Origin of the sequence: Shinella zoogloeoides (assembly GCF_033705735.1) — a bacterium.
GTDB classification, from domain to species: Bacteria; Pseudomonadota; Alphaproteobacteria; order Rhizobiales; family Rhizobiaceae; genus Shinella; species Shinella zoogloeoides_A.
In genome coordinates this window covers 1,414,227-1,439,481 of sequence record NZ_CP131130.1, presented here as the reverse complement: position 1 = coordinate 1,439,481, position 25,255 = coordinate 1,414,227, and the positions used below count along the sequence as shown (strand labels likewise).

The window sequence follows — 25,255 nt, the reverse complement described above, 5'->3', positions numbered from 1 at the left end:
CGTTTCGCTTAAGGCCGGGGAAGCATTCCGGTCAAGGCGAAAACCGGGTTTCCAGCGCTTTCGGGATATTCAGGCCTATTTGTTAGTTCCATAATCTATCTTATGCGACTTTTATATGGAGCTAGGTGGGCAAGGACGAAGCGCCCTGCATGCCGGCATTTTCGGCGCTATGAGCTTTACCGCCCTCCGCTTTGACGAACCTGTTGTTCCGATGCACCTCGCCTGCGGCGACGCTCTGGAGTACCATCCGCGATGTCGCTTGCCTTGCCGGAGAACGGGACAATGTACATCGACGCCTATCTGATACCGGTCGCCATCGACAAGCTTGCTGCCTACGAGGCTTTCTCGCGGAAGGTCGCCGACATTTATCGGGAATACGGCGCGACGCGCATCGTCGATTTCCGGCTCGATCCAGAGACGCCCGGCGGCGAGGAATTCCATGCGGACGGCGCGCGGGATGCGCTTGCCGATGCCGCTCCCTTGCGGGACTTCATCCTCGCAGCCGATGCGCGGCCCGGCGAAACGGTCATTCTCGCCTGGACCGAATGGCCCAGCAAGGACGTCCGCGATAGCGGATTGCGGAACGCGCTGGCAGATCCCCGCATCCAGCCGGAGCCCGGCGAAGGTATGATCTTCGAAGGCCGCCGTCTCGTGGCCGGAAGCTTCGCGCCGCTTCGGGAGACGTTATCGCCATGAAGCTCTCTGCCGCCATGTTCCTCGGTCTATCATTGCCCATGCTCGCTGCTTCTCCCACATGGGCGGAAGAGCCGATCGACACGGTGCAAAGCATCATCCAGAGCCAGATCGCGGCGTTCCTGAACCACGATGCGAAGAGCGCCTATGCCTTCGCCTCGCCCTCCGTCCGCGACCGGTTTCCGACCGAGGACGCCTTCTTCGACATGGTGAAGAAGAACTATGCGCCAGTCTTCCGGCCGGGCCATGTCGCCTTCGGCCGCTCGAAGGTACAGGGCGATACGGTGGTGCAGGAAGTGCTGATTTCGGGGCCGGGCGGCAAGGACTGGACGGCCTTCTACCAGCTCGTGAAGCAGCCGGACGGCAGCTACAAGATCAACGGCGTGCACATGGTGCATGCGGCGCCGGGGCCTGAAATCTAGTCCTGCGTCTCAGAGAGGGGCGAGATCGCCCCTCGCCCAGTTCTCCTGCGTTTCCGCCATGAAATCGGCGAAACGCCCCTCCTCTATCGCCTTGCGGATGCCGGCCATCAGGTCCTGATAATAGGAAAGATTGTTCCAGGTCAGCAGCATGCCGCCGAGCGACTCGTTGGCGCGGATGAGGTGGTGCAGATAGGCGCGCGAATAATCGCGGGCGGCCGGGCAGCTCGATTCCTCGTCGAGCGGGCGCATGTCCTCGGCGTGGCGGGCATTGCGCAGGTTGATGCGGCCGCGGCGGGTGAAGGCAAGGCCGTGGCGGCCCGAGCGGGTCGGCATCACGCAGTCGAACATGTCGATGCCTCGGGCGACGGATTTCAGCATGTCGTCCGGCGTGCCGACGCCCATCAGGTAGCGCGGCTTCTCGAAGGGCATGTGCGGGACGGTCGTGTCGATCATGTCGAGCATGACCTCCTGCGGCTCGCCCACGGCAAGGCCGCCGATGGCGTAACCCTTGAGGTTCAGCTCGGCCAGCGCCTGCGCGGACCGCACGCGTAGATGCGGAATATCGCCGCCCTGCACGATGCCGAACATCGCCTTGCCCGGCTGGTCGCCGAAGGCCACCTTGCAACGCTCGGCCCAGCGCAGCGACATTTCCATGGCGCGCTCGATTTCCTTCGGCGAGGCCGGCAGCGCCACGCATTCGTCGAGCTGCATCTGGATATCGCTGTCGAGCAGGCCCTGGATTTCGATGGAGCGCTCCGGCGACATGTGATGCAATGCGCCGTCGACATGGCTCTTGAAGGTGACGCCCTGCTCGTCGAGCTTGCGCAGGCCGGAGAGCGACATGACCTGGAAGCCGCCGGAGTCGGTAAGGATCGGATAGGGCCAGCGGATCAGCTCGTGCAGGCCGCCGAGCCGCGCGACACGCTCCGGGCCGGGCCGCAGCATCAGGTGATAGGTGTTGCCGAGGATGATGTCGGCGCCGAGTTCGCGCACCTGGTCGAGATACATCGCCTTGACAGTGCCCACCGTGCCGACGGGCATGAAGGCCGGCGTGCGAATGGTGCCGCGCGGCATGGAGACCTCGCCGCGGCGGGCCTTGCCATCGGTGGCGAGGAGTTTGAACTGGAAGGTCTCGGTCATCGGTCGTCCCGGAAAAGCAGGCTGGAGTCGCCGTAGGAATAGAAGCGGTAGCCGGCCGAAATCGCATGGCCATAGGCGCCGCGCATCGTCTCCAGGCCGGAAAAGGCCGAGACGAGCATGAAGAGCGTCGATTTCGGCAGGTGGAAATTGGTCATCAGGATATCGGCCGTGCGGAAGCGGTAGCCGGGCGTGATGAAGATGCCCGTCGCGCCGGACCAGGGCCTGATCGTGCCGTCTTCGCCGGCGGCGCTTTCGAGGAGGCGCAGCGATGTCGTGCCGACGGAGACGATGCGCCCGCCCCTCGCGCGGACGGCATTGAGGGCCGCGGCGGTCTCTTCCGAGACATAGCCGATCTCCTCGTGCATGACATGGTCCGTCGTATCGTCCGCCTTGACCGGCAGGAAGGTGCCGGCGCCGACATGCAGCGTCACGAAATGCCGCTCCACGCCGAGCGCATCGAACTTTTCGAAAAGCGCATCGGTGAAGTGCAGCCCAGCCGTGGGCGCGGCGACGGCGCCCTCCTCCCTGGCATAGATCGTCTGGTAATCCTTGCGGTCGGCCTCGTCGTCGGCGCGTTTGGAGGCGATATAGGGCGGCAGCGGGATATGGCCGACCGTGGCGATGGCGCGGTCGAGCGCCGGGCCGGAGGCGTCGAAATGCAGGGTGACCTCGCCGCCCTCGCCCTTCTCCTCGACGATTGCCGACAGGTTCTCCGCCGCGCCGAAGGTGATGCGGTCGCCAAGCTTGATGCGCTTGCCCGGCTTGGCGAAGGCCTTCCAGCGGTCGCCGGCAATGCGCATGTGCAGCGTCGCGGAGACCTTCTGGCCGCCCGCCCCTTCCCGGTGGCGGATGCCTTCGAGCTGGGCGGGAATGACGCGCGTATCGTTGAAGACCAGTGCGTCGCCCGGGCGCAGCAGCGACGGCAGGTCGCCGACGGTGCGGTCCTCATAGGGCGTATCCGTGCCGGGCCGCACGACGAGCAGCCTTGCCGCTTCGCGCGGGGTGACCGGACGAAGCGCGATGTTCTCCTCCGGCAGGTCGAAATCGAAAAGGTCGACGCGCATGGCGAGCCTCAGAGGAAGCGGATCATCAGCGCCCCGGCAACAAGCAGGAGGGCGCCGGCGATGCGGCCGACGGAGATTTCGCGAACGGCCATGCCGAGGAAGCCGATGCGGTCGAGCAGGATGCCCGCGAGAAGCTGGCCGGAGACGGCGAAGGCCATGACGGCGGCCGCGCCAATGCGCGGCGTCAGGTAGATCGCGGTGGTGACATAGATGGTGCCGAGCGCGCCGCCGGCGACATAGAGCCAGAGGTCCGGTCCGCGCCAGTCTGGCGCCCGCCCCTCGAACGACGCCGTGGCGAGCATCACGATGCCGAGGATGATCGCCCCGGAGAGAAACGAGACGCAGGCTGCCGCGACCGGCATGCTGAGACCGCGTCCGAGCAGGGCGTTGACGGGGGCCTGGATTGCGATGCACGCGCCGGCCGCAATGCCGAGCAGCGCCCAGAGGAAAGCGGTCATATCGACTTGTCTCTTGAAAAGCGCACAAAGAAAAACCGCGCCCGCCGGGGCGAGCGCGGTCGAAAACGACGGCTTTCTATCAGGCTGCCACGTCGGCGGCAACCTTCATGGAAACGATCGAGTCGGGATCGCGCACCGGCTCGCCGCGCTTGATCTTGTCGATGTTTTCCATGCCTTCGATGACCTGGCCCCAGACGGAATACTGCTTGTTCAGCCAGGGAGCATCCGTGAAGCAGATGAAGAACTGCGAGTTGGCGGAGTTCGGCATCTGGCTGCGCGCCATGGAGCAGGTGCCGCGCACATGGCTCATGTTGGAGAATTCGGCCTTGAGGTCCGGCTTTTCCGAGCCGCCCATGCCGGCGCGGGCCGGGTTGAAGTCGGCGCCGCCCTGCTTGCCGAACTTCACATCGCCCGTCTGGGCCATGAAGTCCTCGATCACGCGGTGGAAGACGACGCCGTCATAGGCGCCTTCGCGCGCCAGTTCCTTGACGCGTGCGACGTGGCCCGGTGCGAGATCCGGAAGAAGCTGGATGACCACCTTTCCCTTCGTGGTCTCCATGATGATGGTGTTTTCCGGATCCTTGATCTCGGCCATGGTCTTTCTCCTTCTAAAGCCTGTTGCGCAGAAGTGGGGCGCCGCATCGCGATTGCAACATGCGGCCAGTCATAAAGTGGCTTACTTGCCGACGGTGACCTTGATCATCCGGTCGGGATCGGTCACGGAGCCGTTATTGGCGTCGTCGCCGCGCTTGATCTTGTCGACGTTCTCCATGCCGGAAACCACCTTGCCGACGACCGTGTACTGGCCGTTGAGGAAGTCGCCCGGCGCGAACATGATGAAGAACTGGGAATTCGCCGAGTTCGGGTCCTGAGCGCGGGCCATGCCGACCGTGCCGCGCTCGAAGGGAATGTCGGAGAATTCGGCCGGAAGGTCCGGCAGGCTGGAGCCGCCCGTGCCGGCCGCCTGCGGCTGGTAGCCGTTCTCCATGTCGCCATACTGCACGTCGCCGGTCTGCGCCATGAAGCCCTCGATCACGCGGTGGAAGGCGACATTGTCGTATTCGCCACCGGCGGCGAGCGCCTTGATGCGCTCGGCATGCTTCGGTGCCTTGTCGTTCAGCTCGATGACGACCGGGCCGTCCTTGAGCTGGATCGTGATGAAATCGGCGGCCTGGGCAACGAAGGCGCCGGTTGCGGTCGCAAGGAACAGGGCTCCTGCAAAGGCGTGACGGAGGATGTTCATGATAGCTCCCTTGAGGGGTTCAGGATGATTGGGCTCAGCCCTTCCGACGGGCTTTGAGGGCCGCAAGGACGGGCGCCGGAACGAAGGCGCCGACATCGCCGCCCATGGCCGCGATCTGGCGGACCAATGTGGCGGTAATGGGCCGCGAGGCAACGCCCGCCGGCAGAAAGATCGTCTGCACATCGGGCGCCAATTGCCGGTTCATGCCGGCCATCTGCATCTCGTAATCGAGGTCCGTCCCGTCGCGCAGGCCCCGGATGAGGAGATGCGCCTTGTGGCTGCGCGCGGCATCGACGACCAGGTTGGAGAAGGAGACGACGCTGACGTCCCCTGCCCGCTCCGGCAAGGCCTCGGCAATGGACTGGCGGATGAGGTCGGCGCGCTCCTCGAACGAAAAGAGCGGTACCTTGCCGGGATGGATGCCGATGGCGACGATGACCTTGGGCGCCACGTTCAGCGCCTGGACCAGCACGTCGATGTGGCCGTTGGTGATCGGATCGAAGGAGCCAGGGTAGAAGGCGACTGTCATCGGCGGGGTCCCGTTTGCCGCCTTTTGTCACGGACCGCCTCTTTCCGCAAGGTCGCGGCACGCGCTGTCCCCTGTTGAAGAACATGAACCGCGCATGAACGGGCCGTTCAAGACCATTTCAGGCGCCGCATGTCTAAATGACAGCATAGGGGTCGGGAACAATATGCGCGGTGGCGCATTTTACCGGCCGAACCCAACGGAACAAGTAACGCGTTTCCTTAGGCTGGAAGGAACACGAAAATGGCACTCGCTCTACTTTGCATGACCATGTTCATCGCGCTGACCGCAGCAACGATCCATGCGCTGCGGGAAGAGGATCGCCCGGCAGCGCCCAAGGTCGCCGGCCGCGGCAAGTGGCTGCGCTGAGGCGTTTCCCATGGCCGCGATCAGCATCCTTTCCATGGTCTTCATCAGCACGGTCTTCACGATGGACTTTGCCCGCACGATCCTTGAGATCAAGCGTGAGCGCGCGGTTCTGAAGGCCGTCCGGCTGAGAACGAAAGCAGGCGGCTTCGGCGTCTGATAGCGCCCCCTTGCCGCCGTCAAAGCGGGCAGTCTTCCCTCCAGGCTGCCCGCTCCAAATGAAAAGCCGGACGGTCGTTCCCTGCCCGTCCGGCTTTTTCATGTCCTGAATTTGGGCGAGGACTATTCCTCGCCTCCCTCAACAGCGTCCCCGGATTCGATATCGCCTTCTTCGGCGACGTCCTCGGCATCCTCGTCGCCTTCCGGCTCGCTGATGCGCTCGACCGAGACCACCTTCTCATCCTTGGCGGTCGAGAAGATCGTGACGCCCTTCGTCGCGCGGCTGGCGATGCGGATACCGTCGACCGGCACGCGGATAAGCTGGCCGCCGTCGGAGACGAGCATGAGCTGGTCCTTCTCCTCGACCGGGAAGGCGGCGACCAGTTCGCCGATCTCGCCCGTCTTGGAGGTGTCGGTGGCGCGGATGCCCTTGCCGCCGCGGCCGGAGGTGCGGAAATCGTAGGAGGACGACCGCTTGCCGTAGCCCTTCTGCGAGACCGTCAGCACGAACTGCTCCTGGCTGCCCAGCTCCAGATAACGCTCGTCGGAGAGATCGCCGACTTCGCCGACCTCCTCGCCCACCAGCGCGATATCCTCCTCGTCGACGCCGCTGGCGCGGCGTTCGGCGGCGGAACGCTTGAGATAGGCAGCCCGCTCCCACGGCTCGGCGTCGACATGGCCGACGATCGCCATCGAGATGATACGGTCGCCGTTGCCCAGCGTGATGCCGCGCACGCCCACCGAATTGCGGCCGGCGAAGACGCGCACGTCATCGACCGGGAAGCGGATGCACTGGCCGAGCGCCGTCGTCAGCAGCACGTCGTCCCGCTCCGTGCAGGTCTCGACGTTGAGGATCTCGTCGCCCTCTTCCTCGAGCTTCATCGCGATCTTGCCGTTGCGGTTGACCTGGACGAAGTCCGACAGCTTGTTGCGGCGAACCGTGCCGCGGGTCGTCGAGAACATGACGTCGAGGTTTTCCCACGTCGTCTCGTCCTCGGGCAGCGGCATGATGGTCGTGATGCGCTCGCCGGGCTCGATGGGCAGCATGTTGATGAGGGCCTTGCCCTTCGACTGCGGCGTACCGATCGGCAGGCGCCAGACCTTTTCCTTGTAGACGATGCCGCGCGAGGAGAAGAACAGCACCGGCGTATGCGTGTTGGCAACGAAGAGGCGGGTTGCGAAATCCTCGTCCTTCATGGCCATGCCGGAGCGGCCCTTGCCGCCGCGGCGCTGCGCGCGATAGGTCGCGAGCGGCACGCGCTTGACGTAGCCGGCATGCGACACCGTCACGACCATGTCCTCGCGGGCGATCAGGTCCTCGTCGTCCATATCGGGACCACCCTCGGCGATCTCGGTACGGCGCGGCGTGCCGAACTCGTCGCGCACGGCGGCGAGCTCTTCCTTGACGATGTTCATCATGCGCAGGCGCGAGGAGAGGATATCGAGATAGTCCTTGATCTCCTCGCCGATCTTGTTGAGTTCCTCGTCAATCTCGTCGCGGCCGAGCGCCGTGAGGCGGGCAAGGCGCAGCTCCAAGATGGCGCGGGCCTGTTCCTCGGAGAGATTGTAGGTGAGGTCCTCGTTGATGCGGTGGCGCGGATCGTCGATGAGACGGATCAGCGCATCGACGTCCTTGGCCGGCCAGCGGCGCTCCATCAACTGCTCGCGCGCCGTCTGCGGATCGGGCGCGCGGCGGATGAGGTTGATCACTTCGTCGATATTGGCGACGGCGATGGCGAGGCCCACCAAGACATGGGCGCGATCGCGCGCCTTGCGCAGCAGGTACTTTGTACGGCGGCTGACGACTTCCTCGCGGAAGGCGACGAAGGCGCGCAGCATGTCGAGCAGCGTCATCTGCTCCGGCTTGCCGCCGTTCAGCGCCACCATGTTGCAGCCGAAGGAGGTCTGCAGCGGGGTGTAGCGGTAGAGCTGGTTCAGGATGACGTCGGCATTGGCGTCGCGCTTCAACTCGATGACGACGCGGTAGCCTTGGCGGTCGGATTCGTCGCGTAGGTCCGAGATGCCCTCGATGCGCTTGTCGCGCACCAGTTCGGCCATCTTCTCGATCATCGTCGCCTTGTTCACCTGGTAGGGAACTTCCGTGATGATGATCTGCTCGCGGTCGCCGCGCATCGGCTCGATATGGGCTCGGCCGCGCATGACGACCGAACCGCGGCCGGTCTCATAGGCCTGGCGGATACCGGCGCGGCCGAGGATCAGCGCACCCGTCGGGAAGTCCGGCCCCGGGATGTGCTGCATCAGGTCGAGCAGCTCGATCGCCGGATTGTCGATCAGCGCGATACAGCCGTTGATGACTTCCGAGAGGTTGTGCGGCGGGATGTTCGTCGCCATGCCGACGGCGATGCCGCCGGCGCCGTTGACCAGAAGGTTCGGGAACTTGGCGGGAACGACGACCGGCTCGCTCATCGTGCCGTCGTAGTTGTCGCGGAAGTTGACCGTTTCCTTGTCCAGGTCGTCCAGCAGGGAATGCGCGGCCTTTTCGAGACGGCATTCCGTGTAGCGCTGCGCTGCCGGCGGGTCGCCGTCGATGGAGCCGAAGTTGCCCTGGCCGTCGATCAGCGGCAGGCGGAGCGACCAGTCCTGCGCCATGCGCGCCAAGGCATCGTAGATCGCGGCGTCGCCGTGCGGATGGTATTTACCCATCACGTCACCGGTCACGCGGGCCGACTTGACGTATTTCTTGTTCCAGTCGACGCCCATCTCGCTCATCGAGTAGAGGATGCGCCGGTGCACGGGCTTCAGGCCGTCGCGCACATCGGGAAGCGCGCGGGACACGATCACGCTCATCGCGTAATCGAGATAGGAGCGCTGCATTTCCTCGATGATGGAGATCGGCTCAATGCCGGGAGGGTTCTTGCCGCCGGGTGTCGATTGTTCTGTCAATTTCGGTCACGATCTTTGTTCAGAATCAGTGCTGATTTTATAGCCTACCGGCACCCGAAGCGCCAATTTCGCCAAGGGTTTTGAACAGGCTTTTCCCAGAAAATCCGCCAATTTGCGCATTTTCGTGGCCGCCCTTCCCTAATGCGCCGCCCTCGCCTAACAATGCGGGCACAAGGCCGTCGAAACGGCCCGTTCAAGGCGAGGGGAACGCCGCAATGCTGAACATCGATCTTCTGGTCAATGCCGTCACGACGCTGCTCGTAACCCTCGACCCGCCGGGCCTTGCGCCGATCTTCCTGGGGCTCACTGTCGGCATGACGCGACCGCAGCGCAAGCAGGTGGCGCTGCGCGGCTCGCTGATCGCCTTCTGCATCCTCGCCGTCTTCGCCTTGACGGGCGCCGGCGTGCTCTCGCTGCTCGGCATCTCCATCGGCGCCTTCCGCATCGCCGGCGGCCTGCTGCTGTTCTGGATCGCCTTCGAGATGATCTTCGAGCGCCGCAACGAGCGGAAGGAAAGAACCAGCGAAGTGGCGATCACCCGCGATCACATCCACAATATCGCGGTCTTCCCGCTCGCCCTGCCGCTCATCGCCGGTCCCGGCGCGATCTCCGCGACGATCCTCCTCTCCGGTTCATTCCCCTCCGTCCTGGAGCGCACCGCCCTCATCGGCGTCCTCGCGCTCTGCCTCGTCGTCCTCTTCCTCTCGCTGGTCATCGCCGAGCGCATCGACCGCTTCCTCGGCAATACCGGCCGCGCGATCCTGACGCGCCTGCTCGGCGTGATCCTCGCCGCGCTGGCGGTGCAGTTCGTGGTGGATGGGGTGAAATCGGTATTCATCGGCTGACGCGGCCCGAAGGTCGAATGTACCGCTCGCGATAGCGGGCCGCCACCGTTCCCAAAGCCTTCTTCAAAGCAAAAGGCCGGCGCTCAGGCCGGCCTTTCGTTGTTCCCGTTCTCAGAACGGAATGTCGTCATCCATGTCGCGGGCCATGGAGCCGCCGCCACCCGAGCGGCTGCCGCTGCCGCCACCGCCAGAGGCCGGGCGCGAACCGTAGTCGTCGTAGCTCGGCGCGCCGCCGCCGTAATTGCTGCTGCCACCGAAATCACCGCCGCCGCGGCGCTCGCCGCCGCCCTCGCCGCGACCGTCGAGCATGGTCAGCGTGGAGTTGAAGCCCTGCAGCACGATTTCCGTCGAATAACGATCGTTGCCGGTCTGGTCCTGCCACTTGCGGGTCTGCAGCGCGCCCTCGATATAGAGCTTGGCGCCCTTCTTCACATATTGCTCGACGACCTTGCACAGGCCCTCGTTGAAGACGACGACATTGTGCCATTCCGTCTTCTCGCGGCGTTCGCCGCTGTTGCGGTCGCGCCAGGTCTCGGAGGTGGCGATGCGCAGGTTGGCGATCGGCCGACCGTCCTGCGTCCGGCGGATTTCCGGGTCAGCCCCGACATTCCCGATCAAGATCACCTTGTTGACGCTACCAGCCATGCCCGTACTTCCCGTTGTCGCGCCGGACGAAAGGCGCCGGCATCATTATCACTACACGAATGCGGCATCTTATCGGCTGCCGCGCGCCAGCGCCGCCCCGTGCAAGCGATAATCCACAGATCAATTGCGAAAATTCGTTCTTTTTTTGTTCTAATAATTCCCTACACTCTTGTCAACCGAATCGGAAACGGGCACGGAATCTTCTGACCGCGCATGGACAGGCTCCAACCAATGCCTACATAGGGGCCGACCCCTTCTGCAATGCGCAACGACCTTCTGACGCTGGATACCATGAGCGAACTCAAGACAATTTCCATTCGCGGCGCACGCGAACACAATCTCAAGGGCATCGACCTCGATCTGCCCCGCAACAAGCTGATCGTGATGACCGGTCTTTCGGGTTCGGGCAAATCGTCGCTCGCCTTCGACACGATCTATGCCGAGGGCCAGCGCCGTTATGTCGAGAGCCTTTCGGCTTACGCACGCCAGTTCCTGGAGATGATGCAGAAGCCGGATGTCGACCAGATCGACGGCCTGTCGCCCGCCATCTCCATCGAGCAGAAGACGACCTCGAAGAACCCGCGCTCGACCGTCGGCACGGTCACCGAGATCTACGACTACATGCGCCTTCTCTTCGCACGCGTCGGCGTGCCCTATTCGCCGGCGACGGGCCTGCCGATCGAGAGCCAGACGGTCAGCCAGATGGTCGACCGCGTGCTGGAATTCGGCGAAGGCACGCGCCTCTATATCCTCGCGCCCGTCGTGCGCGGCCGCAAGGGCGAGTACAAGAAGGAACTCGCCGAGCTGATGAAGAAGGGTTTTCAGCGCGTCAAGGTGGACGGCCAGTTCTACGAGATCGCCGACGTTCCCGCGCTCGACAAGAAGTACAAGCACGATATCGACGTGGTGGTCGACCGCGTCGTCGTGCGCCCGGACCTCGCCTCGCGCCTCGCGGACAGTCTCGAAACCTGCCTCAAGCTCGCCGAGGGCCTTGCCATCGCCGAATTCGCCGACAAGCCGCTGCCGGTCGAGGAAACGGCGGCCGGCGGCTCGGCCAACAAATCGTTGAACGAGACGCATGAGCGCGTGCTGTTCTCGGAAAAATTCGCCTGCCCGGTCTCCGGCTTCACAATCCCGGAAATCGAGCCGCGGCTCTTCTCGTTCAACAATCCCTTCGGCGCCTGCCCGACCTGTGACGGCCTCGGCAGCCAGCAGAAGATCGATCCGGACCTGATCGTGCCGGAAAGCGAGCGCACGCTGCGCGACGGCGCCATCGCGCCCTGGGCCAAGTCCTCCTCGCCCTATTACAACCAGACGCTGGAAGCGCTCGGCGCGGCCTATGGCTTCAAGCTCTCCAATCGCTGGTCGGAACTGTCGCAGGAGGCGCAGAACGCCATCCTCAACGGCACGAGGGAGAAGATCGAGTTCAACTACAAGGACGGCGCGCGCTCCTACAAGACAGTGAAGACCTTCGAGGGCATCGTGCCGAACCTCGAGCGCCGCTGGAAGGAAACGGATTCGGCCTGGTCGCGCGAGGAGATCGAGCGCTACATGTCGGCCGCCCCCTGCCCGGCCTGCAACGGCTATCGCCTGAAGCCCGAGGCGCTGGCGGTGAAGATCAACAAGCTGCATATCGGCGAGACGACGGAAATGTCGATCCGCGTGGCGCGCGACTGGTTCGAGGCGCTGCCGGAGCACCTCAACGCCAAGCAGAACGAGATCGCCGTCCGCATCCTCAAGGAGATCCGCGAGCGCCTGCGCTTCCTCAACGATGTCGGCCTCGAATATCTCTCGCTGTCGCGCAATTCCGGCACGCTGTCGGGCGGCGAAAGCCAGCGCATCCGCCTCGCCTCGCAGATCGGTTCCGGCCTGACGGGCGTGCTCTACGTGCTGGACGAGCCGTCCATCGGCCTCCACCAGCGCGACAATGCGCGCCTCCTCGAAACGCTGCGGCACCTTCGCGACATCGGCAATACCGTGATCGTCGTCGAGCATGACGAGGACGCGATCCTGACGGCGGACTATGTGGTCGATATCGGCCCTGCCGCCGGCATCCATGGCGGCCAGGTGATCGCGCAGGGCACGCCAGACGAGGTCATCGCCAACCCGGCGTCGCTGACCGGAAAATATCTTTCCGGCGAGCTTTCCGTGGCCGTTCCCGCCGAGCGGCGCAAGCCGAAGAAGAAAAAGGAAATCAAGGTCGTCGGGGCGAAAGCTAACAATCTAAAGAATGTCACGGCCTCGATCCCGCTCGGCGTCTTCACGGCGGTCACGGGCGTTTCCGGCGGCGGCAAATCGACCTTCCTGATCGAGACGCTCTACAAGTCCGCCGCCCGCCGCGTCATGGGCGCGCGCGAGATCCCGGCCGAGCACGAGCGCATCGACGGCTTCGAATATATCGACAAGGTCATCGACATCGACCAGTCGCCCATCGGCCGCACGCCGCGCTCGAACCCGGCGACCTATACCGGTGCCTTCACGCCGATCCGCGACTGGTTCGCCGGCCTTCCCGAAGCGAAGGCGCGCGGCTACCAGCCGGGCCGCTTCTCCTTCAATGTCAAGGGCGGGCGCTGCGAGGCCTGCCAGGGCGACGGCGTCATCAAGATCGAGATGCACTTCCTGCCGGATGTCTACGTCACCTGCGACGTCTGCCACGGCAAGCGCTACAATCGCGAGACGCTCGACGTCACCTTCAAGGGCAAGTCGATCGCCGACGTGCTGGACATGACCGTCGAGGAAGGCGTCGAGTTCTTCGCCGCCGTTCCCGCCGTGCGCGACAAGCTCACGACGCTGAACCAGGTCGGTCTCGGCTATATCAAGGTCGGCCAGCAGGCGAACACCCTGTCGGGTGGCGAGGCGCAGCGCGTCAAGCTCGCCAAGGAACTGTCCAAGCGCTCGACCGGCCGCACGCTCTATATCCTCGACGAGCCGACGACCGGCCTGCATTTCCACGACGTGGCCAAGCTGCTGGAAGTGCTGCACGAGCTGGTCAACCAGGGCAATTCGGTCGTCGTCATCGAGCACAATCTGGAGGTCATCAAGACCGCCGACTGGATCATCGACTTCGGCCCCGAGGGCGGCGACGGCGGCGGCGAGGTGATCGCCGAGGGCACGCCCGAGGATGTGGTCAAGGTCGAGCGTTCCTATACTGGCCACTTCCTGAAAGAGTTGCTGGAGCGTCGGCCGATGAAGCGGGTGGCGGCGGAATAATCACACGGGAGGAGACCATGAGCACATCCGGCACCATCAGAACCGGCATCGGCGGCTGGACCTTCGAGCCGTGGGAGGGAACCTTCTATCCCGAAAAGCTGCCGAAGAAACGGCAGCTCGAATTCGCCAGCCGCGAATTGTCGGCCATCGAGGTGAACGGCACCTATTACGGCTCGCAGAAGCCGGAGACCTTCGCCAAATGGGCCTCGGAAGTGCCGGACGGTTTCATCTTCTCGCTCAAGGCGAGCCGCTTCACGACGAACCGCAAGGTCCTCGCCGATGGCGGCGAATCCGTCGAAAAGTTCCTGACACAGGGGCTGACCGAACTCGGCGACCATCTCGGCCCGATCCTCTGGCAGTTTCCGCCGACGAAGAAATTCGAACCGGAGGATTTCGAGGGGTTCCTGAAGCTGCTGCCGGAAAAGCTGGACGGGCTCAGGCTCAAGCATGCGCTCGAAGTGCGCCATGACAGCTTCAAGGTGCCGGAATTCGCCGCGCTTGCCCGCAAGCACAACATGGCGATCGTCTATGCGCAGCATGAGGACTATCCCGAAATCGCCGACGTGACGGCGGATTTCGTCTATGCCCGCCTGCAGCGTGGCTCGGACGACATCGAGACCTGCTATCCCGCAAAGGCGCTGGACGAATGGGCGGGACGGCTCAAGGACTGGGCCGGCGGCGGCGAGCCGTCCGACCTGCCGAAGGTCGATCCAGAGACGAGGCCCGCCGGCAAGGCCCGCGACGTCTTCGCCTTCTTCATCACCTCCGGCAAGGTCAATGCGCCGAACGGCGCTCGCGAACTGAAGAAGCGGACGGGCTGAGGCAAGGTTCGAGTCTTCTCGACAGAATCGAGAGGCTCATGCCGCGGGCCAGGGCGGGATAGCTTCTGGAAGATCCTCCGCCGTCAGCCCCTTGCCCGCGATGCTTCCAGCCTCGCCGTGGCGCCAGACGGCACTGGCCGCGGCTTCGAAGGCGGGCATGCCCTGCGTCAGATGCGCGCCGACGATGCCCGCCAGCACGTCGCCCGAGCCGGCGGTGGCGAGCCATGGCGGCGCATTCTCGTTGACGAGCGCGCGGCCGTCGGGCGCGGCGATCACCGTATCGGCGCCCTTGAGGATCACGGCCGCATGGCTTCGGGCGGCGGCCTTCTGCGCGCGATCGATCTTGGAAAGCGTCCCGTCGCCGGCAAGGTCGGGAAAGAGCCGCGCGAATTCCCCGTCATGCGGCGTCAGCACCAGCCGCGTATCGCCGCCGGCGAAAAGCCCGAAGAGTGCGTCCGGCGTATCGCGGAAGGCGCTGATACCGTCGGCGTCGAGCACGAGGCGGCGGCCTTTTGCGGCGATCAGGCCGGCATAGGCCCTCGCCCTCCCGGCGTCTCCGAAGCCGGGGCCGAGAACGAAGGTTTTGAGGCGCTCGTCTTCGAGCAGGGCGGCGAGGTCGGCTTCCCCGTCCACGTCCTTCAGCATCACGCCGGTCAGACGGGCGGCATTGGCGAAAAGCGCGTCCGTGGGAGAAAGCACGGTGACGAGGCCGGCGCCGGCGCGAAGGCCGGCCGCCGCGGAAAGCCGCGCCGCGCCGGTGGCGGTGGCCGGGCCGGAGAAGACGGCGAGATGGCCGCGGACATATTTGTGCGTCGCGCCGGTCTGCTGCGGTTCGGCAAGCCGCCAGACATAAGGTGTGTTCACCCGGACATGGCCGGCATGAACTGCGAGGATACGGCCGGGAATGCCGATGTCGAAAACCTCCACGTCGCCGGAGAGCGTCCTGCCGGGCAGGAGCAGGTGGCCCGGCTTGCGGCACATGAAGGTGACGGTCGCGACGGCCTCGAAGGCCGCGCCCCTCACCTCTCCGGTCCGTCCGTCGATACCGGACGGCAGGTCCACCGCAAGGACCGGCAGCGCATGCCGGCGCACGGCCTCGACGACCTGCACGGCCTCGTCCGGCAGGTCGCGCGACAGGCCTGCGCCGAACAGCGCATCGACGACCACGTCGCCCGGGCGCGGCCCATATTCCGCAAGCGCCCTCGGTGCGCCGCCGAAATGCCGCAAGGCAATGGCCGCGTCGCCCCTGAGCGCGGATGGATCGCCGAGGGCGTGGACGGCGACCTCCGCGCCGGCCGCCTCCAGCGCCCGCGCGGCGACATATCCATCGCCGCCATTGTTGCCGGGGCCGCAGAGCACGACGAAGCGGTGCGCTCCGGGAAAGCGCCGCAGCGCTGCCGCCGCGACCGCCTGCCCGGCCCGCTCCATCAGGCCGTAGCTCGCAAGGCCCGATGCCGCGGCGGCGGCATCGATGCGGCCCATGTCCCTGGGCGTGATGATCAAGGTGTCTATTTCCTGGTGCATGCCCCACCATGCCTGCAAAGACGCCGCCGGGGCAAGGTCGTCGGCCATCTTCGCCAAAAGCCTGAATTTTATGCATCTGCATATTCGATATGCTCAAATTTGCAGCTTTCTCAGGCAGCGTTGCCCGGCACTCCGCCTCCTTCGGCCATCCGGAAAGCAAAGAGACAATTTTTAGGCAGGAACCCCTAGCCCTTTTGCCCGGAAAGCCGCATCATCGCCGCGTGAGGACGAGCGGGATGGTGAAAGAAACGGATTTCCTCCGGTCTGGCATGCATCCTGCTTCGACTTGGCATGCTACATGCATTCGGAGTGAGCAGCGGGCGCCGTCCTGCTGCGCAAACGGGAGAAGCGGAGAGACATCTTCTCATGAAAAAGATCGAAGCGATCATCAAGCCCTTCAAACTCGATGAGGTGAAGGAGGCCCTCCAGGAAGTCGGTCTCCAGGGCATCACCGTCACCGAGGCGAAGGGTTTTGGACGCCAGAAGGGCCATACGGAACTCTACCGTGGCGCCGAATATGTCGTCGACTTCCTGCCCAAGGTGAAGGTCGAGGTCGTCCTGGCGGATGAGAATGCGGAAGCCGTGATCGAGGCGATCCGCAACGCGGCCCAGACCGGCCGCATCGGCGACGGCAAGATCTTTGTCTCCAACGTCGAAGAAGTCATCCGCATCCGTACCGGCGAAACCGGCATCGACGCCATCTGATCCCGCCGCGCCTTCCGGCCAAGGCTTTCCATCTCGTCATCTCACACAGGAACCAACACATGACGACTGCCAATGACATCCTCAAGCAAATCAAGGAAAACGACGTAAAGTTCGTCGACCTGCGCTACACGGACCCCCGTGGCAAGCTGCACCACATCACGATGGACGTCAGCTGCGTCGATGAGGACATGTTCGCCGACGGCGTCATGTTCGACGGCTCCTCGATCGGCGGCTGGAAGGCCATCAACGAGTCCGACATGGTGATGATGCCCGATCCGGCAACCGCCCATATGGACCCGTTCTTCGCGCAGTCCACCATGGTCATCTTCTGCGACATCCTCGAGCCGGTTTCGGGCGAAGCCTATAACCGCGACCCGCGCGGCACCGCCAAGAAGGCCGAAGCCTTCCTCAAGGCCTCGGGCATCGGCGACACCGTCTATGCCGGTCCGGAGCCGGAATTCTTCGTCTTCGACGACGTCAAGTACAAGGCCGACCCGTACAATACCGGCTTCAAGCTCGACAGCTCGGAGCTGCCCTCCAACGACGACACCGCCTACGAAACCGGCAATCTCGGCCATCGTCCGCGCGTCAAGGGCGGCTACCTGCCGGTCCCGCCGGTCGACAGCTGCCAGGACATGCGCTCCGAGATGCTGACGGTCCTCACCGAAATGGGCGTCACCGTCGAAAAGCAGCACCATGAAGTGGCTGCCGCCCAGCACGAACTCGGCGTCAAGTTCGACACGCTGGTTCGCAGCGCCGACAAGGTGCAGATCTACAAATACGCCGTGCATCAGGTCGCCAATGCCTATGGCAAGACGGCAACCTTCATGCCGAAGCCGATCTTCGGCGACAACGGCTCGGGCATGCACGTCCACCTGTCGATCTGGAAGGACTCGAAGCCGACCTTCGCCGGCGACGAATATGCCGGCCTTTCCGAGAGCTGCCTCTACTTCATCGGCGGCATCATCAAGCATGCCAAGGCCATCAACGCCTTCACCAACCCGACGACGAACTCCTACAAGCGTCTCGTCCCGGGCTATGAAGCGCCGGTCCTGCTCGCCTATTCGGCCCGCAACCGTTCGGCTTCCTGCCGCATTCCGTTCGGCACGGGTCCGAAGTCCAAGCGCGTCGAAATCCGCTTCCCCGACCCGCTCGGCAACCCCTATCTCGGCTTCGCCGCCATGCTGATGGCCGGCCTCGACGGCATCAAGAACAAGATCCATCCCGGCAAGGCCATGGACAAGGACCTCTACGACCTGCCGCCGAAGGAACTGAAGAAGATCCCGACCGTCTGCGGCTCGCTGCGCGAGGCCCTCGAAAACCTCGACAAGGACCGCAAGTTCCTGACCGCCGGCGGCGTGTTCGACGACGACCAGATCGATTCCTACATCGAGCTGAAGATGGCGGAAGTCATGCGCTTCGAAATGACCCCGCACCCGGTCGAGTTCGACATGTACTACTCCGCCTGACCGGCGGCATTTCCTCCCGCCTTCGGGCGGGAGGTGCTCCATATGGGAAACCCGGCCATCGGCCGGGTTTTTTTTGCCGGCAGGGTAGCGTGCCGGTCGGGTCGCGGGTGTCGCGCGATTCTCGGGCTCGACCCGAGGATTCAGGCCGGGCATTCGGCCAGCGACAGGAACACCCTCTCATAGCGTTACTGCTGCAGCCGCTGCTTGAGGAGGTTCAGATATTCCTCGTTCGAGTCATCCGCGCCGCTCCCCGCCTTTTCGGCCGGGGCCTTGCAGGAGGGCTTGTAGTTGATCGCCATGCCGGCCTTGACGCAGACGCCTACCTGCCAGCCGGGCGGCAGGGCGGTGAGGTCCACCGTCTTCCATTTCGGATGGCCAGTGGCCTTCAGCTTGTCGAGACCCGTGAGGATGAGGCTGGAGAAATCCGAGACCGTCTTGCAGCTGTCGCGGTGATAGGCGTTGCGCTTGACGTCGTAGTCATAGGTCATCATCACGGCCTTCACCGCGACGAGATCGACCGGCTGGTCCTGGAACGAATAGGTGCCGGCCTCGATCCGCGACGGCGTGTAGGTGGCGAGCAGCGGCGCTTCGGTGATCGGCAGAAGGTGGAATTTCGCCTTGTCGATCGTATTGCCGGCGAAGAGCGCGGCGGGCGCGCCCGCGACGTAGAAGAAGGCATCGATCTCGCCGGAGAGCAGCTTGGGCAGCGCATCGTCCGGGTTGATGTCGATGCGCTCGCCGGGCTTGACCTGCAGGATGTCCATGATCAGCGTCGCCGTCAGGAAGGTGCCGCTGTCCTTCTTGCCGACGGCGATCTTCTTGCCCGCGAGGTCCTTCATGCCGGCAATGTCCTTGCGGGCGAGGACATGGATTTCCTCGTTGTAGAGCGGGAACATGATGCGCACGCCCTTCACCGCCTTCTGCACCTCCGGGTCGTTCGCCTCGAAGGTCTTCAGATATTCGAGCACGTCGCTCTGCACGATGCCGAACTGGGTGTTGCGGCGGTTGCGCACGCCGACGAAGTTTTCCAGCGAGCCGGCGCTTTCGACCACGTTCAGCTTCAGGCCGCATTCGGCGCCGAGCGCGGCGATGTCGTGGCCGATCTTGATATAGGTGCCCTGCGGGCCGCCGGTCATGATGTTGCGCTCGATCCCCTCGGCCGATGCGGTGCCGACGGAAAGTGCAAGGCCGAGTGCGGCCGCAAGAACAGATCGCTTCATCGAAATCCCTCCCTTGGGCAATTCCGGAGAAAGCGCCGCGGCTTTGCATCGGGAATCGCGGAAATACAGGCCGGCGGCAAGGCCGCCATGGAAACTAGCAGTCGCTGTCGAGATCGCGCATCAGGTTGCGAAGCGTCAGCACCGGTACGCGCTTGAAGACGCCGCCGAGCGAATTGGTGACGCACTCGCCGGAAACCAGCGTGCGTTCCAGCTGGTCGCGCTGCGTGCCGGTGAGACGATCGAGACCGGGCGCATCGCGCATCGCATCGGCCACGAGCGACGCATCGCGCGGATTTCGGCTATCGGCCGGCTTCGCATTGTCGCGCGCCGGACCGTCTCCGACATTCCCGGGACCATCCTGCTGCACTGAACGCGCTGCCGCCTCCAGCGCGCCGATCCGTGCCGTGAGCGTATAATTGCTGGCCTTGAGATCGGCAATCTCCCGATCCCTGCCAGCGATCTCCTTGCGCAATGCAGGCAGGTCCTTCGCCCGCATGGTCTCTGCGGCGCGCTGTGCGTCCTCGAGCTGCCGGCGCAGCGTGGCGGCCTCTGCCGCGAGACGCTTCGCCTCGGCGCTCTGCGCGCCCGCCTGCGCGCCACGGGCCTGGTCCAGGGCCTTTTCCAGCCGCGCGATCTGGTCGGCGCCGAGGGAAAGGCGGCGCTCGCGCTCCTGCAGGGCGTTCTCGGCCTTCGTCTTCGAGGCTTCCGCATCCGCGGCGCGCCGGGAGGCGCGTTGCAGATCGCTCTTCAGCCCCGGGATGACTTCCTGCGTCAGCCGCGCATTTTCCGCAACGGCAGCGTTATCGGAGCTCCCTATGCCGTTGCGAAGGGCCTCCATCTGCTGCTTGAGGGTGCGGTTCTCGTCGGCTAGGGCTTGAGACCGCTGGCTGCCGTCCTCGACCTGCGCGGTGCGGGCGTCGAGCTCCCTTGCAAGCTCGGCGATGCGCTGGTCCCGCTGCTCGATCTCGCCGGCCGGAACGGCGCCGCTCATCATGCGCAGGCCGCCGTAGCCGGCTGCCGCGCCCAGCGCCAGGCTCACCACGGAGGCGAACAGGATGCCGCCCGCCCCGGAGCCGCCACCTGCCGTCGTTCCGTTGCCGCTCCTGCCCCACTGGTTGTTCATGCCGTCCGATCCGCCTGAAACATCTTTTCCCGAGGTACGCCGAAACCGCCGGAGGTGCAAGCGCCGAGGGGGAAGGCGCCCCGCGGCGGAACTATTGATGTTTCAGCGAAATTACCCAAATATAAGTGGAAAGGTAGGTACGCCATGAAGATGCGTGACGCAAAATTTGCCATCGGCGACGTGGTCCGCCACCGGGTCTTCCCGTTCCGCGGCGTGATCTTCGACGTCGATCCCGAATTCGCCAATACCGAAGAATGGTGGAATTCCATTCCGGCCGAGATACGGCCTTCGAAGGATCAGCCCTTCTACCACCTCTTCGCGGAGAACGACGACACGGAATATGTCGCCTATGTTTCCGAGCAGAACCTTGTCGCCGACGACAGCGGCCAGCCGATCCGCCACCCGCAGGTCCGCGCGCTGATGGATGTCGACAAGGGCCATTACCGCTGGAAGGAGCAGAGCAGCCTCTTCCACTGACCGGCGGACCCCGATGGCAGGCAATAAAAAACCCGGTCGACGGCCGGGTTTTTCGTATCTGGCGATAGGGCCGCTTACTGGCTCTTGGCGGCCTTCTGGGCGTCTTCGAGCTTCTTGCGGGCTTCCTCGGCCTTCTTCTGCATTTCTTCCTGCAGCAGGCGCTGGCGCTCTTCGAGCTGCGACTGTTCGATCGGCTCGCCGTCGAAGACGCCGGTGAAGCCTTCGAGCGAGATCTTGATCGGGTTCGGCGCGCGCTGGAAATTGACCGAGGTCAGAACCAGTTCGCCGCCCTTCTTGAGGCTTGCGAGGACCTGGTCGGTGAGCGGCACTTCGGCCACGCACTTGTCGGGCATGCAGATGGCGTAGTCGAGCTTCTGGGCCTTGCCGCCGTCGATCTGCATCTGCACGCCGACGGGAATGAGGCGGGCGCTCGGAACCGAGACCTGCATGATCTTGCGGTTGGCCTTGCCGGTGACGGTGATGAGGCCGACGGCGGTGATAAGCTGGCCGCTGGTGGCGGTCAGAAGGTTCTGCACGATGCAGACGTCGTTGTCTTCCTGCTTGGTGCAGACCTTGAACCAGCCCTTCGGCGGAGCGGTCTGCTGCGCGAGCGATGCCGACGGAGCCGCCGCGAGTGCGACCGAGGCGGCAAAGGCGGAAAGCACGGTCCGCTTGATGAGATTCGATGTGAAGATCATGACGAGTTCGGTCTCCTGAAAATCGGTGCCGGAGCGACAGCGCCCCTCCGCAAGCCCCTCTCGGGCATTTGGTCAGCCGTGCGCTCTCCTGTCGGCGAAATGAGGCATTTGCATGACCCGCTTCGGCGTAACCTGTTACAATGGGCCGCGCCGGATATCCAGCCTTTCCTTGCGAAAATCCCGCGTTGCTTCTATTTCCGCCTCGCCACGGTGCCGTCCTGTTTCTGGCGGCTATAATGCACGAGAATCATCCGGACCGACGAGGAGATACGCTTGCGTCCCTTTCTGATGGCCTTCGCCGCCTGCCTGTTCGGCCTGCCGGCCACGCTTGGCCACGCAGCCCCGGTGCACGGCATCGCCATGCACGGCGATCCGGCGCTGCCGCCCGACTACAAGCACTTCGGCTACGTCAATCCGGATGTGAAGAAGGGCGGCCGCATCGCCTATGGCGTGGTCGGCACGTTCGACAACCTCAATCCCTTCATCCTGAAGAGCATGCGCACCACCGCGCGCGGCATGTGGGATCCGGAATTCGGCAATCTCGTCTACGAATCACTGATGCAGCGCTCGCGCGATGAGGCCTTCACCATGTACGGCCTCATCGCCGAAACGGCGGAATGGGACGACGACCGCACCTTCATCCAGTTCAACCTCAATCCCAGGGCGCGCTGGGCCGACGGCGTGCCGATCACGCCGGAAGACGTCATCTTCAGTTTCGAGTTGCTGCGCGACAAGGGCCGCACGCCCTTCAGCCTCCGGCTTGACGGGGTCGAGAAAGTCGAGAAGGTCGGCGAGCGCAGCGTGCGCTTCACCTTCAACGACAAGGCCGACCGCGAGACGCCCCTCTTGATCGCCGGCTATTCGCCGATTCTGCCGAAGCACGCCATCGACGTCGAGACGTTCGACCGCACGTCCCTCGCCTTCCCGCTCGGCTCCGGCCCCTACAAGGTGAAGGAGGTCAAGCCCGGCGAGAAGATCGTCTATGCCCGCGATCCGAACTATTGGGCAAAGGATCTTCCCTCGAAAGTCGGCTTCGACAATTACGACGAGATCTCCGTCGAGTATTTCCTGCAGGACAACTCGCTTTTCGAGGCGTTCAAGAAGGGCGAGATCGACCTCTACCAGGAGGGTAACCCGACGAAGTGGACGCGCGGCTACGATTTCCCGGCCGCCCTCTCCGGCGCGGTCGTCAAGGACGCCATCAAGCCGAAGACGCCCTCGGGCATGTTCGGCTTCGTCTTCAACACCCGCCGGCCGCTCTTCCAGAACCGCGACCTGCGCAAGGGGCTGACACTGGTCTTCGATTTCGAATGGGTGAACCGCAGCCTCTTCGAGAACGCCTACAAGCGCACGCAGAGCTACTGGCAGAATTCCGAGCTGAGCTCGATGGGAGTTGCGGCCGATGCGCGTGAGCGCGAGATCGCAGGCCCCGCGTTGTCGCGCATCGACGCGGATATTCTCGACGGCACGCATCTGCTGCCCACCACCGATGCGTCGGGCCGCGACCGCAAGGTGCTGCGCCAGGCGATGGATTCCTTCGAGAAGGCCGGCTACGTCATCAAGGGCGGGCAGATGGTCGATGGCGCGGGCAAGCCGCTGACCTTCGAGATCATGACGCAGAACGCGGACCAGGAGAAGCTGGCGCTCGCCTATCAGCGCTTCCTCACCGCGCTCGGCGTGAAGGCGACGATCCGCACGGTGGACGATTCGCAGTATCAGAGCCGGACGCAGACCTTCGACTATGACGTCATCGTCAAGGCGTTCCCCTCCTCGCTCTCGCCGGGGCGGGACCAGATCAGCTACTGGAGCTCGACCATGCGCGACCGGCCCGGCAGCTCCAACTTCGCCGGCCTCGCCGATCCCGACGTCGACCGCATCCTCGATGCCATCCTGACCGCACGCACGGCGGAGGATTTCCGCTCGGCCGTGCGCCTGCACGACAGGATGCTCCTTTCGGGCTACTATGTCGTGCCGCTCTACCATCTCGGCGAACAGTGGGTCGCGCATTCGAAGCATATCGCCCGGCCGCAGGCGGTTCCGCTCTACGGTTTCCAGTTTCCGACATGGTGGGACGCGCGGGCGCAGTAAAGGGGTTATCCCCAGAACTCGGGTTACCTCGAGGTAACCTGTTGAAAGCCGCAGCACGCCGGCCTATCTCGGCGTCCTGTCCGGAATGTCCCGGCATCTCGAAAGGAAAACCAGATGGAAGCCATTACGATCGATGTCGTCTCGGACGTCGTCTGCCCCTGGTGCTATCTGGGCAAGAAGCGGCTCGACAAGGCGATCGACACCGTGAAGGACGAGCTTGCCGTCGCGGTGACGTTCCGGCCCTACCAGCTCAACCCCGACATGCCGCCGGAAGGCGTCGACCACAAGCAGCATCTCGCCGAAAAGCTCGGCGGTACTGACGCCGTCAACCGCGCGCATGAAATGCTGACGGGACTGGGCGAAGAAGACGGCATCGAGTTCGACTTTCCGGCCGTGAAGATCAGTCCCAACACGCTCGACGCGCACCGCCTGCTGCGCTGGGCGATGATCGAGGGCCCGGAGGTCCAGAACCGCGTCGCCCTCGCCCTCTTCAAGGCCTATTTCGAGGAAGGCCGCAATGTCGGCGACCGCGCCGTGCTGCTCGACATCGCGGAAGCGTCGGGCATGGACCGCGCCGTCGTCTCCGCCCTCTTCTCCGCCGGCGCGGACGTCGATTCCGTCAAGGAGGAGATCGGCATGGCCCGCGACATGGGCGTGACGGGTGTGCCCTGCTTCATCATCGACAACAAATACGCCGTGATGGGCGCGCAATCCGTCGACGTGCTGACCGACGCCTTCCGCAAGATCGCGGCGATGAAGGCGCAGGAGCGCATCGGGAAGAACTGAGCGGTTATTTGCTCGCTGCAAGAACGGAGGGGCGGGCCCTGGTCCGCTCCCACCATGCCTGAATGGACGGAAATTCGCGAATGAGCGCGGCGCCCTCCGGCGCTTGCGCAAACAGGCCGAACATCGGAGCGGCATGAAAATCGGCCAATGATGGCTCCGGCCCGGAGAGCCAGTTTTCGGCCCCCAGCAAGTTCGAAAGCGCCCCCAGGAAGAGGCGGGCCTTTTCAAGGCCGCCGGCAATGCGCGCTTCGTCTACCGCGCCGGCCCCGGATGCTTCCATCCGCTGTACATAGACATCCCACACCATCGGCAGATAGGCATAATTGTCCAGCATCGCGACGATCTGGTTCATGCGTGCGCGATTACGAAGAGCGCTCGGTTGCAGCGGCGGTCCGGAAAATGCCTCATCCACGTAGCGGGTTATCGCGCTTGTTTCGTAAAGGGCGAACCCGTCGTGCTCGAAGGCGGGGATACGGCCGAAGGGGTGGCGCGCAAGATGCTCCGGCGGCACGCCCTCGTCTGCAAACACGTCCACTGGCACGAGATCGTAAGGCACTCCCTTTTCATGGAGTGCGATGCGCACGATCCGAACGTAGACACTGTAGCTTGCGCCGTAGACCGTGACCGATGGATGCATTTCCGGCATTTCGCAATCCTCTCGGCTCGGAT

25 protein-coding genes are annotated in these 25,255 nt (G+C 64.2%); 12 read left to right on the top strand and 13 right to left on the bottom strand.

Translation table 11 applies throughout. From position 1 onward, the window contains the following. Positions 1–282 precede the first annotated feature (282 nt). Both ShzoTeo12_RS07465 and ShzoTeo12_RS07460 read left to right on the top strand, forming a co-directional pair. Complete coding sequence (locus ShzoTeo12_RS07465; RefSeq protein ID WP_318911952.1) at positions 283–696, top strand: DUF1428 domain-containing protein; 414 nt, start codon at positions 283–285, stop codon at positions 694–696. Next, complete coding sequence (locus ShzoTeo12_RS07460) at positions 693–1,115, top strand: DUF4864 domain-containing protein (protein ID WP_413251122.1); 423 nt, start codon at positions 693–695, stop codon at positions 1,113–1,115. The genes ShzoTeo12_RS07465 and ShzoTeo12_RS07460 overlap by 4 nt, the downstream gene beginning before the upstream one ends. A gap of 9 nt (positions 1,116–1,124) precedes the next feature. On the opposite strand, the gene tgt is transcribed toward ShzoTeo12_RS07460, so the two are convergent. From tgt to coaD, 6 genes are all read right to left on the bottom strand, one after another. Continuing rightward, a complete protein-coding gene (gene tgt, locus ShzoTeo12_RS07455) occupies positions 1,125–2,255 on the bottom strand; it encodes a tRNA guanosine(34) transglycosylase Tgt (RefSeq protein ID WP_313194927.1) in 1,131 nt (376 codons plus the stop codon). Further along, positions 2,252–3,319 carry a tRNA preQ1(34) S-adenosylmethionine ribosyltransferase-isomerase QueA gene (gene queA, locus ShzoTeo12_RS07450; protein ID WP_318911950.1) on the bottom strand — a complete coding sequence of 356 codons (1,068 nt, stop codon included), beginning with the start codon at positions 3,317–3,319 and terminating at the stop codon, positions 2,252–2,254. The genes tgt and queA overlap by 4 nt, the downstream gene beginning before the upstream one ends. An 8-nt stretch (positions 3,320–3,327) precedes the next feature. Further along, positions 3,328–3,777, bottom strand: a complete 450-nt coding sequence (locus ShzoTeo12_RS07445; RefSeq protein WP_119256342.1) for a DMT family transporter — start codon at positions 3,775–3,777, stop codon at positions 3,328–3,330. Positions 3,778–3,856: 79 nt separating this feature from the next. Then, complete coding sequence (locus tag ShzoTeo12_RS07440; RefSeq protein WP_119256343.1) at positions 3,857–4,372, bottom strand: peptidylprolyl isomerase; 516 nt, start codon at positions 4,370–4,372, stop codon at positions 3,857–3,859. Between the two features lie 81 nt (positions 4,373–4,453). Then, the gene (locus tag ShzoTeo12_RS07435) at positions 4,454–5,020 is read right to left on the bottom strand and encodes a peptidylprolyl isomerase (protein ID WP_119256344.1); all 567 of its coding nucleotides are present in this window, start codon (positions 5,018–5,020) and stop codon (positions 4,454–4,456) included. Between the two features lie 34 nt (positions 5,021–5,054). Beyond that, positions 5,055–5,549, bottom strand: a complete 495-nt coding sequence (gene coaD / locus ShzoTeo12_RS07430; protein WP_318911948.1) for a pantetheine-phosphate adenylyltransferase — start codon at positions 5,547–5,549, stop codon at positions 5,055–5,057. A gap of 240 nt (positions 5,550–5,789) precedes the next feature. On the opposite strand from coaD, the gene ShzoTeo12_RS07425 reads away from it, so the two are divergent. Further along, on the top strand, positions 5,790–5,915 hold the full coding sequence (locus ShzoTeo12_RS07425) for a hypothetical protein (protein WP_281048098.1): 126 nt from the start codon (positions 5,790–5,792) through the stop codon (positions 5,913–5,915). Between the two features lie 10 nt (positions 5,916–5,925). Beyond that, positions 5,926–6,072, top strand: a complete 147-nt coding sequence (locus tag ShzoTeo12_RS07420) for a hypothetical protein (protein ID WP_162911344.1) — start codon at positions 5,926–5,928, stop codon at positions 6,070–6,072. A 122-nt stretch (positions 6,073–6,194) separates the two neighbouring features. Here the strand turns inward: ShzoTeo12_RS07420 and gyrA are convergent, their stop codons facing one another. Then, positions 6,195–8,975 carry a DNA gyrase subunit A gene (gene gyrA, locus ShzoTeo12_RS07415; RefSeq protein WP_318911945.1) on the bottom strand — a complete coding sequence of 927 codons (2,781 nt, stop codon included), beginning with the start codon at positions 8,973–8,975 and terminating at the stop codon, positions 6,195–6,197. A 215-nt stretch (positions 8,976–9,190) separates the two neighbouring features. Here gyrA and ShzoTeo12_RS07410 point away from each other — a divergent pair, with 215 nt between their 5' ends. Beyond that, on the top strand, positions 9,191–9,820 hold the full coding sequence (locus tag ShzoTeo12_RS07410) for a MarC family protein (protein WP_318911944.1): 630 nt from the start codon (positions 9,191–9,193) through the stop codon (positions 9,818–9,820). A gap of 111 nt (positions 9,821–9,931) precedes the next feature. Here ShzoTeo12_RS07410 and ShzoTeo12_RS07405 read toward each other — a convergent pair whose 3' ends face one another. Then, positions 9,932–10,465 carry a single-stranded DNA-binding protein gene (locus ShzoTeo12_RS07405; RefSeq protein ID WP_119256348.1) on the bottom strand — a complete coding sequence of 178 codons (534 nt, stop codon included), beginning with the start codon at positions 10,463–10,465 and terminating at the stop codon, positions 9,932–9,934. 291 nt (positions 10,466–10,756) lie between these two features. Here ShzoTeo12_RS07405 and uvrA point away from each other — a divergent pair, with 291 nt between their 5' ends. Then, positions 10,757–13,675, top strand: coding sequence for an excinuclease ABC subunit UvrA (gene uvrA, locus ShzoTeo12_RS07400; RefSeq protein WP_318912397.1), 2,919 nt, complete (start codon positions 10,757–10,759; stop codon positions 13,673–13,675). Positions 13,676–13,692: 17 nt separating this feature from the next. Next, a complete protein-coding gene (locus ShzoTeo12_RS07395) occupies positions 13,693–14,496 on the top strand; it encodes a DUF72 domain-containing protein (protein ID WP_318911941.1) in 804 nt (267 codons plus the stop codon). 36 nt (positions 14,497–14,532) lie between these two features. Here the strand turns inward: ShzoTeo12_RS07395 and ShzoTeo12_RS07390 are convergent, their stop codons facing one another. After that, a complete protein-coding gene (locus tag ShzoTeo12_RS07390; RefSeq protein ID WP_318911940.1) occupies positions 14,533–16,020 on the bottom strand; it encodes an NAD(P)H-hydrate dehydratase in 1,488 nt (495 codons plus the stop codon). 366 nt (positions 16,021–16,386) lie between these two features. On the opposite strand from ShzoTeo12_RS07390, the gene ShzoTeo12_RS07385 reads away from it, so the two are divergent. After that, positions 16,387–16,725, top strand: coding sequence for a P-II family nitrogen regulator (locus ShzoTeo12_RS07385; protein ID WP_011975544.1), 339 nt, complete (start codon positions 16,387–16,389; stop codon positions 16,723–16,725). A 59-nt stretch (positions 16,726–16,784) separates the two neighbouring features. Next, the gene (gene glnA / locus ShzoTeo12_RS07380; protein WP_119256350.1) at positions 16,785–18,194 is read left to right on the top strand and encodes a type I glutamate--ammonia ligase; all 1,410 of its coding nucleotides are present in this window, start codon (positions 16,785–16,787) and stop codon (positions 18,192–18,194) included. A 185-nt stretch (positions 18,195–18,379) separates the two neighbouring features. Here the strand turns inward: glnA and ShzoTeo12_RS07375 are convergent, their stop codons facing one another. Both ShzoTeo12_RS07375 and ShzoTeo12_RS07370 read right to left on the bottom strand, forming a co-directional pair. Then, positions 18,380–19,414: a TAXI family TRAP transporter solute-binding subunit gene (locus tag ShzoTeo12_RS07375; protein WP_318911939.1), complete on the bottom strand. Its 1,035-nt coding sequence runs from the start codon at positions 19,412–19,414 to the stop codon at positions 18,380–18,382. 94 nt (positions 19,415–19,508) lie between these two features. After that, positions 19,509–20,537 (bottom strand): hypothetical protein, encoded by a 1,029-nt coding sequence (locus ShzoTeo12_RS07370; RefSeq protein ID WP_318911937.1) that lies wholly within the window; start codon positions 20,535–20,537, stop codon positions 19,509–19,511. A 144-nt stretch (positions 20,538–20,681) separates the two neighbouring features. On the opposite strand from ShzoTeo12_RS07370, the gene hspQ reads away from it, so the two are divergent. Further along, positions 20,682–21,014, top strand: a complete 333-nt coding sequence (gene hspQ, locus ShzoTeo12_RS07365) for a heat shock protein HspQ (protein ID WP_119256353.1) — start codon at positions 20,682–20,684, stop codon at positions 21,012–21,014. A 74-nt stretch (positions 21,015–21,088) separates the two neighbouring features. Here hspQ and ShzoTeo12_RS07360 read toward each other — a convergent pair whose 3' ends face one another. Then, positions 21,089–21,712, bottom strand: coding sequence for an invasion associated locus B family protein (locus ShzoTeo12_RS07360; protein ID WP_318911936.1), 624 nt, complete (start codon positions 21,710–21,712; stop codon positions 21,089–21,091). Between the two features lie 288 nt (positions 21,713–22,000). On the opposite strand from ShzoTeo12_RS07360, the gene ShzoTeo12_RS07355 reads away from it, so the two are divergent. Beyond that, positions 22,001–23,800 (top strand): extracellular solute-binding protein, encoded by a 1,800-nt coding sequence (locus ShzoTeo12_RS07355; RefSeq protein WP_318912395.1) that lies wholly within the window; start codon positions 22,001–22,003, stop codon positions 23,798–23,800. 114 nt (positions 23,801–23,914) lie between these two features. Then, positions 23,915–24,586, top strand: a complete 672-nt coding sequence (locus ShzoTeo12_RS07350) for a DsbA family oxidoreductase (RefSeq protein WP_318911934.1) — start codon at positions 23,915–23,917, stop codon at positions 24,584–24,586. A gap of 4 nt (positions 24,587–24,590) precedes the next feature. Here ShzoTeo12_RS07350 and ShzoTeo12_RS07345 read toward each other — a convergent pair whose 3' ends face one another. Next, the gene (locus tag ShzoTeo12_RS07345; protein WP_318911932.1) at positions 24,591–25,232 is read right to left on the bottom strand and encodes a glutathione S-transferase family protein; all 642 of its coding nucleotides are present in this window, start codon (positions 25,230–25,232) and stop codon (positions 24,591–24,593) included. Positions 25,233–25,255: the final 23 nt, after the last annotated feature.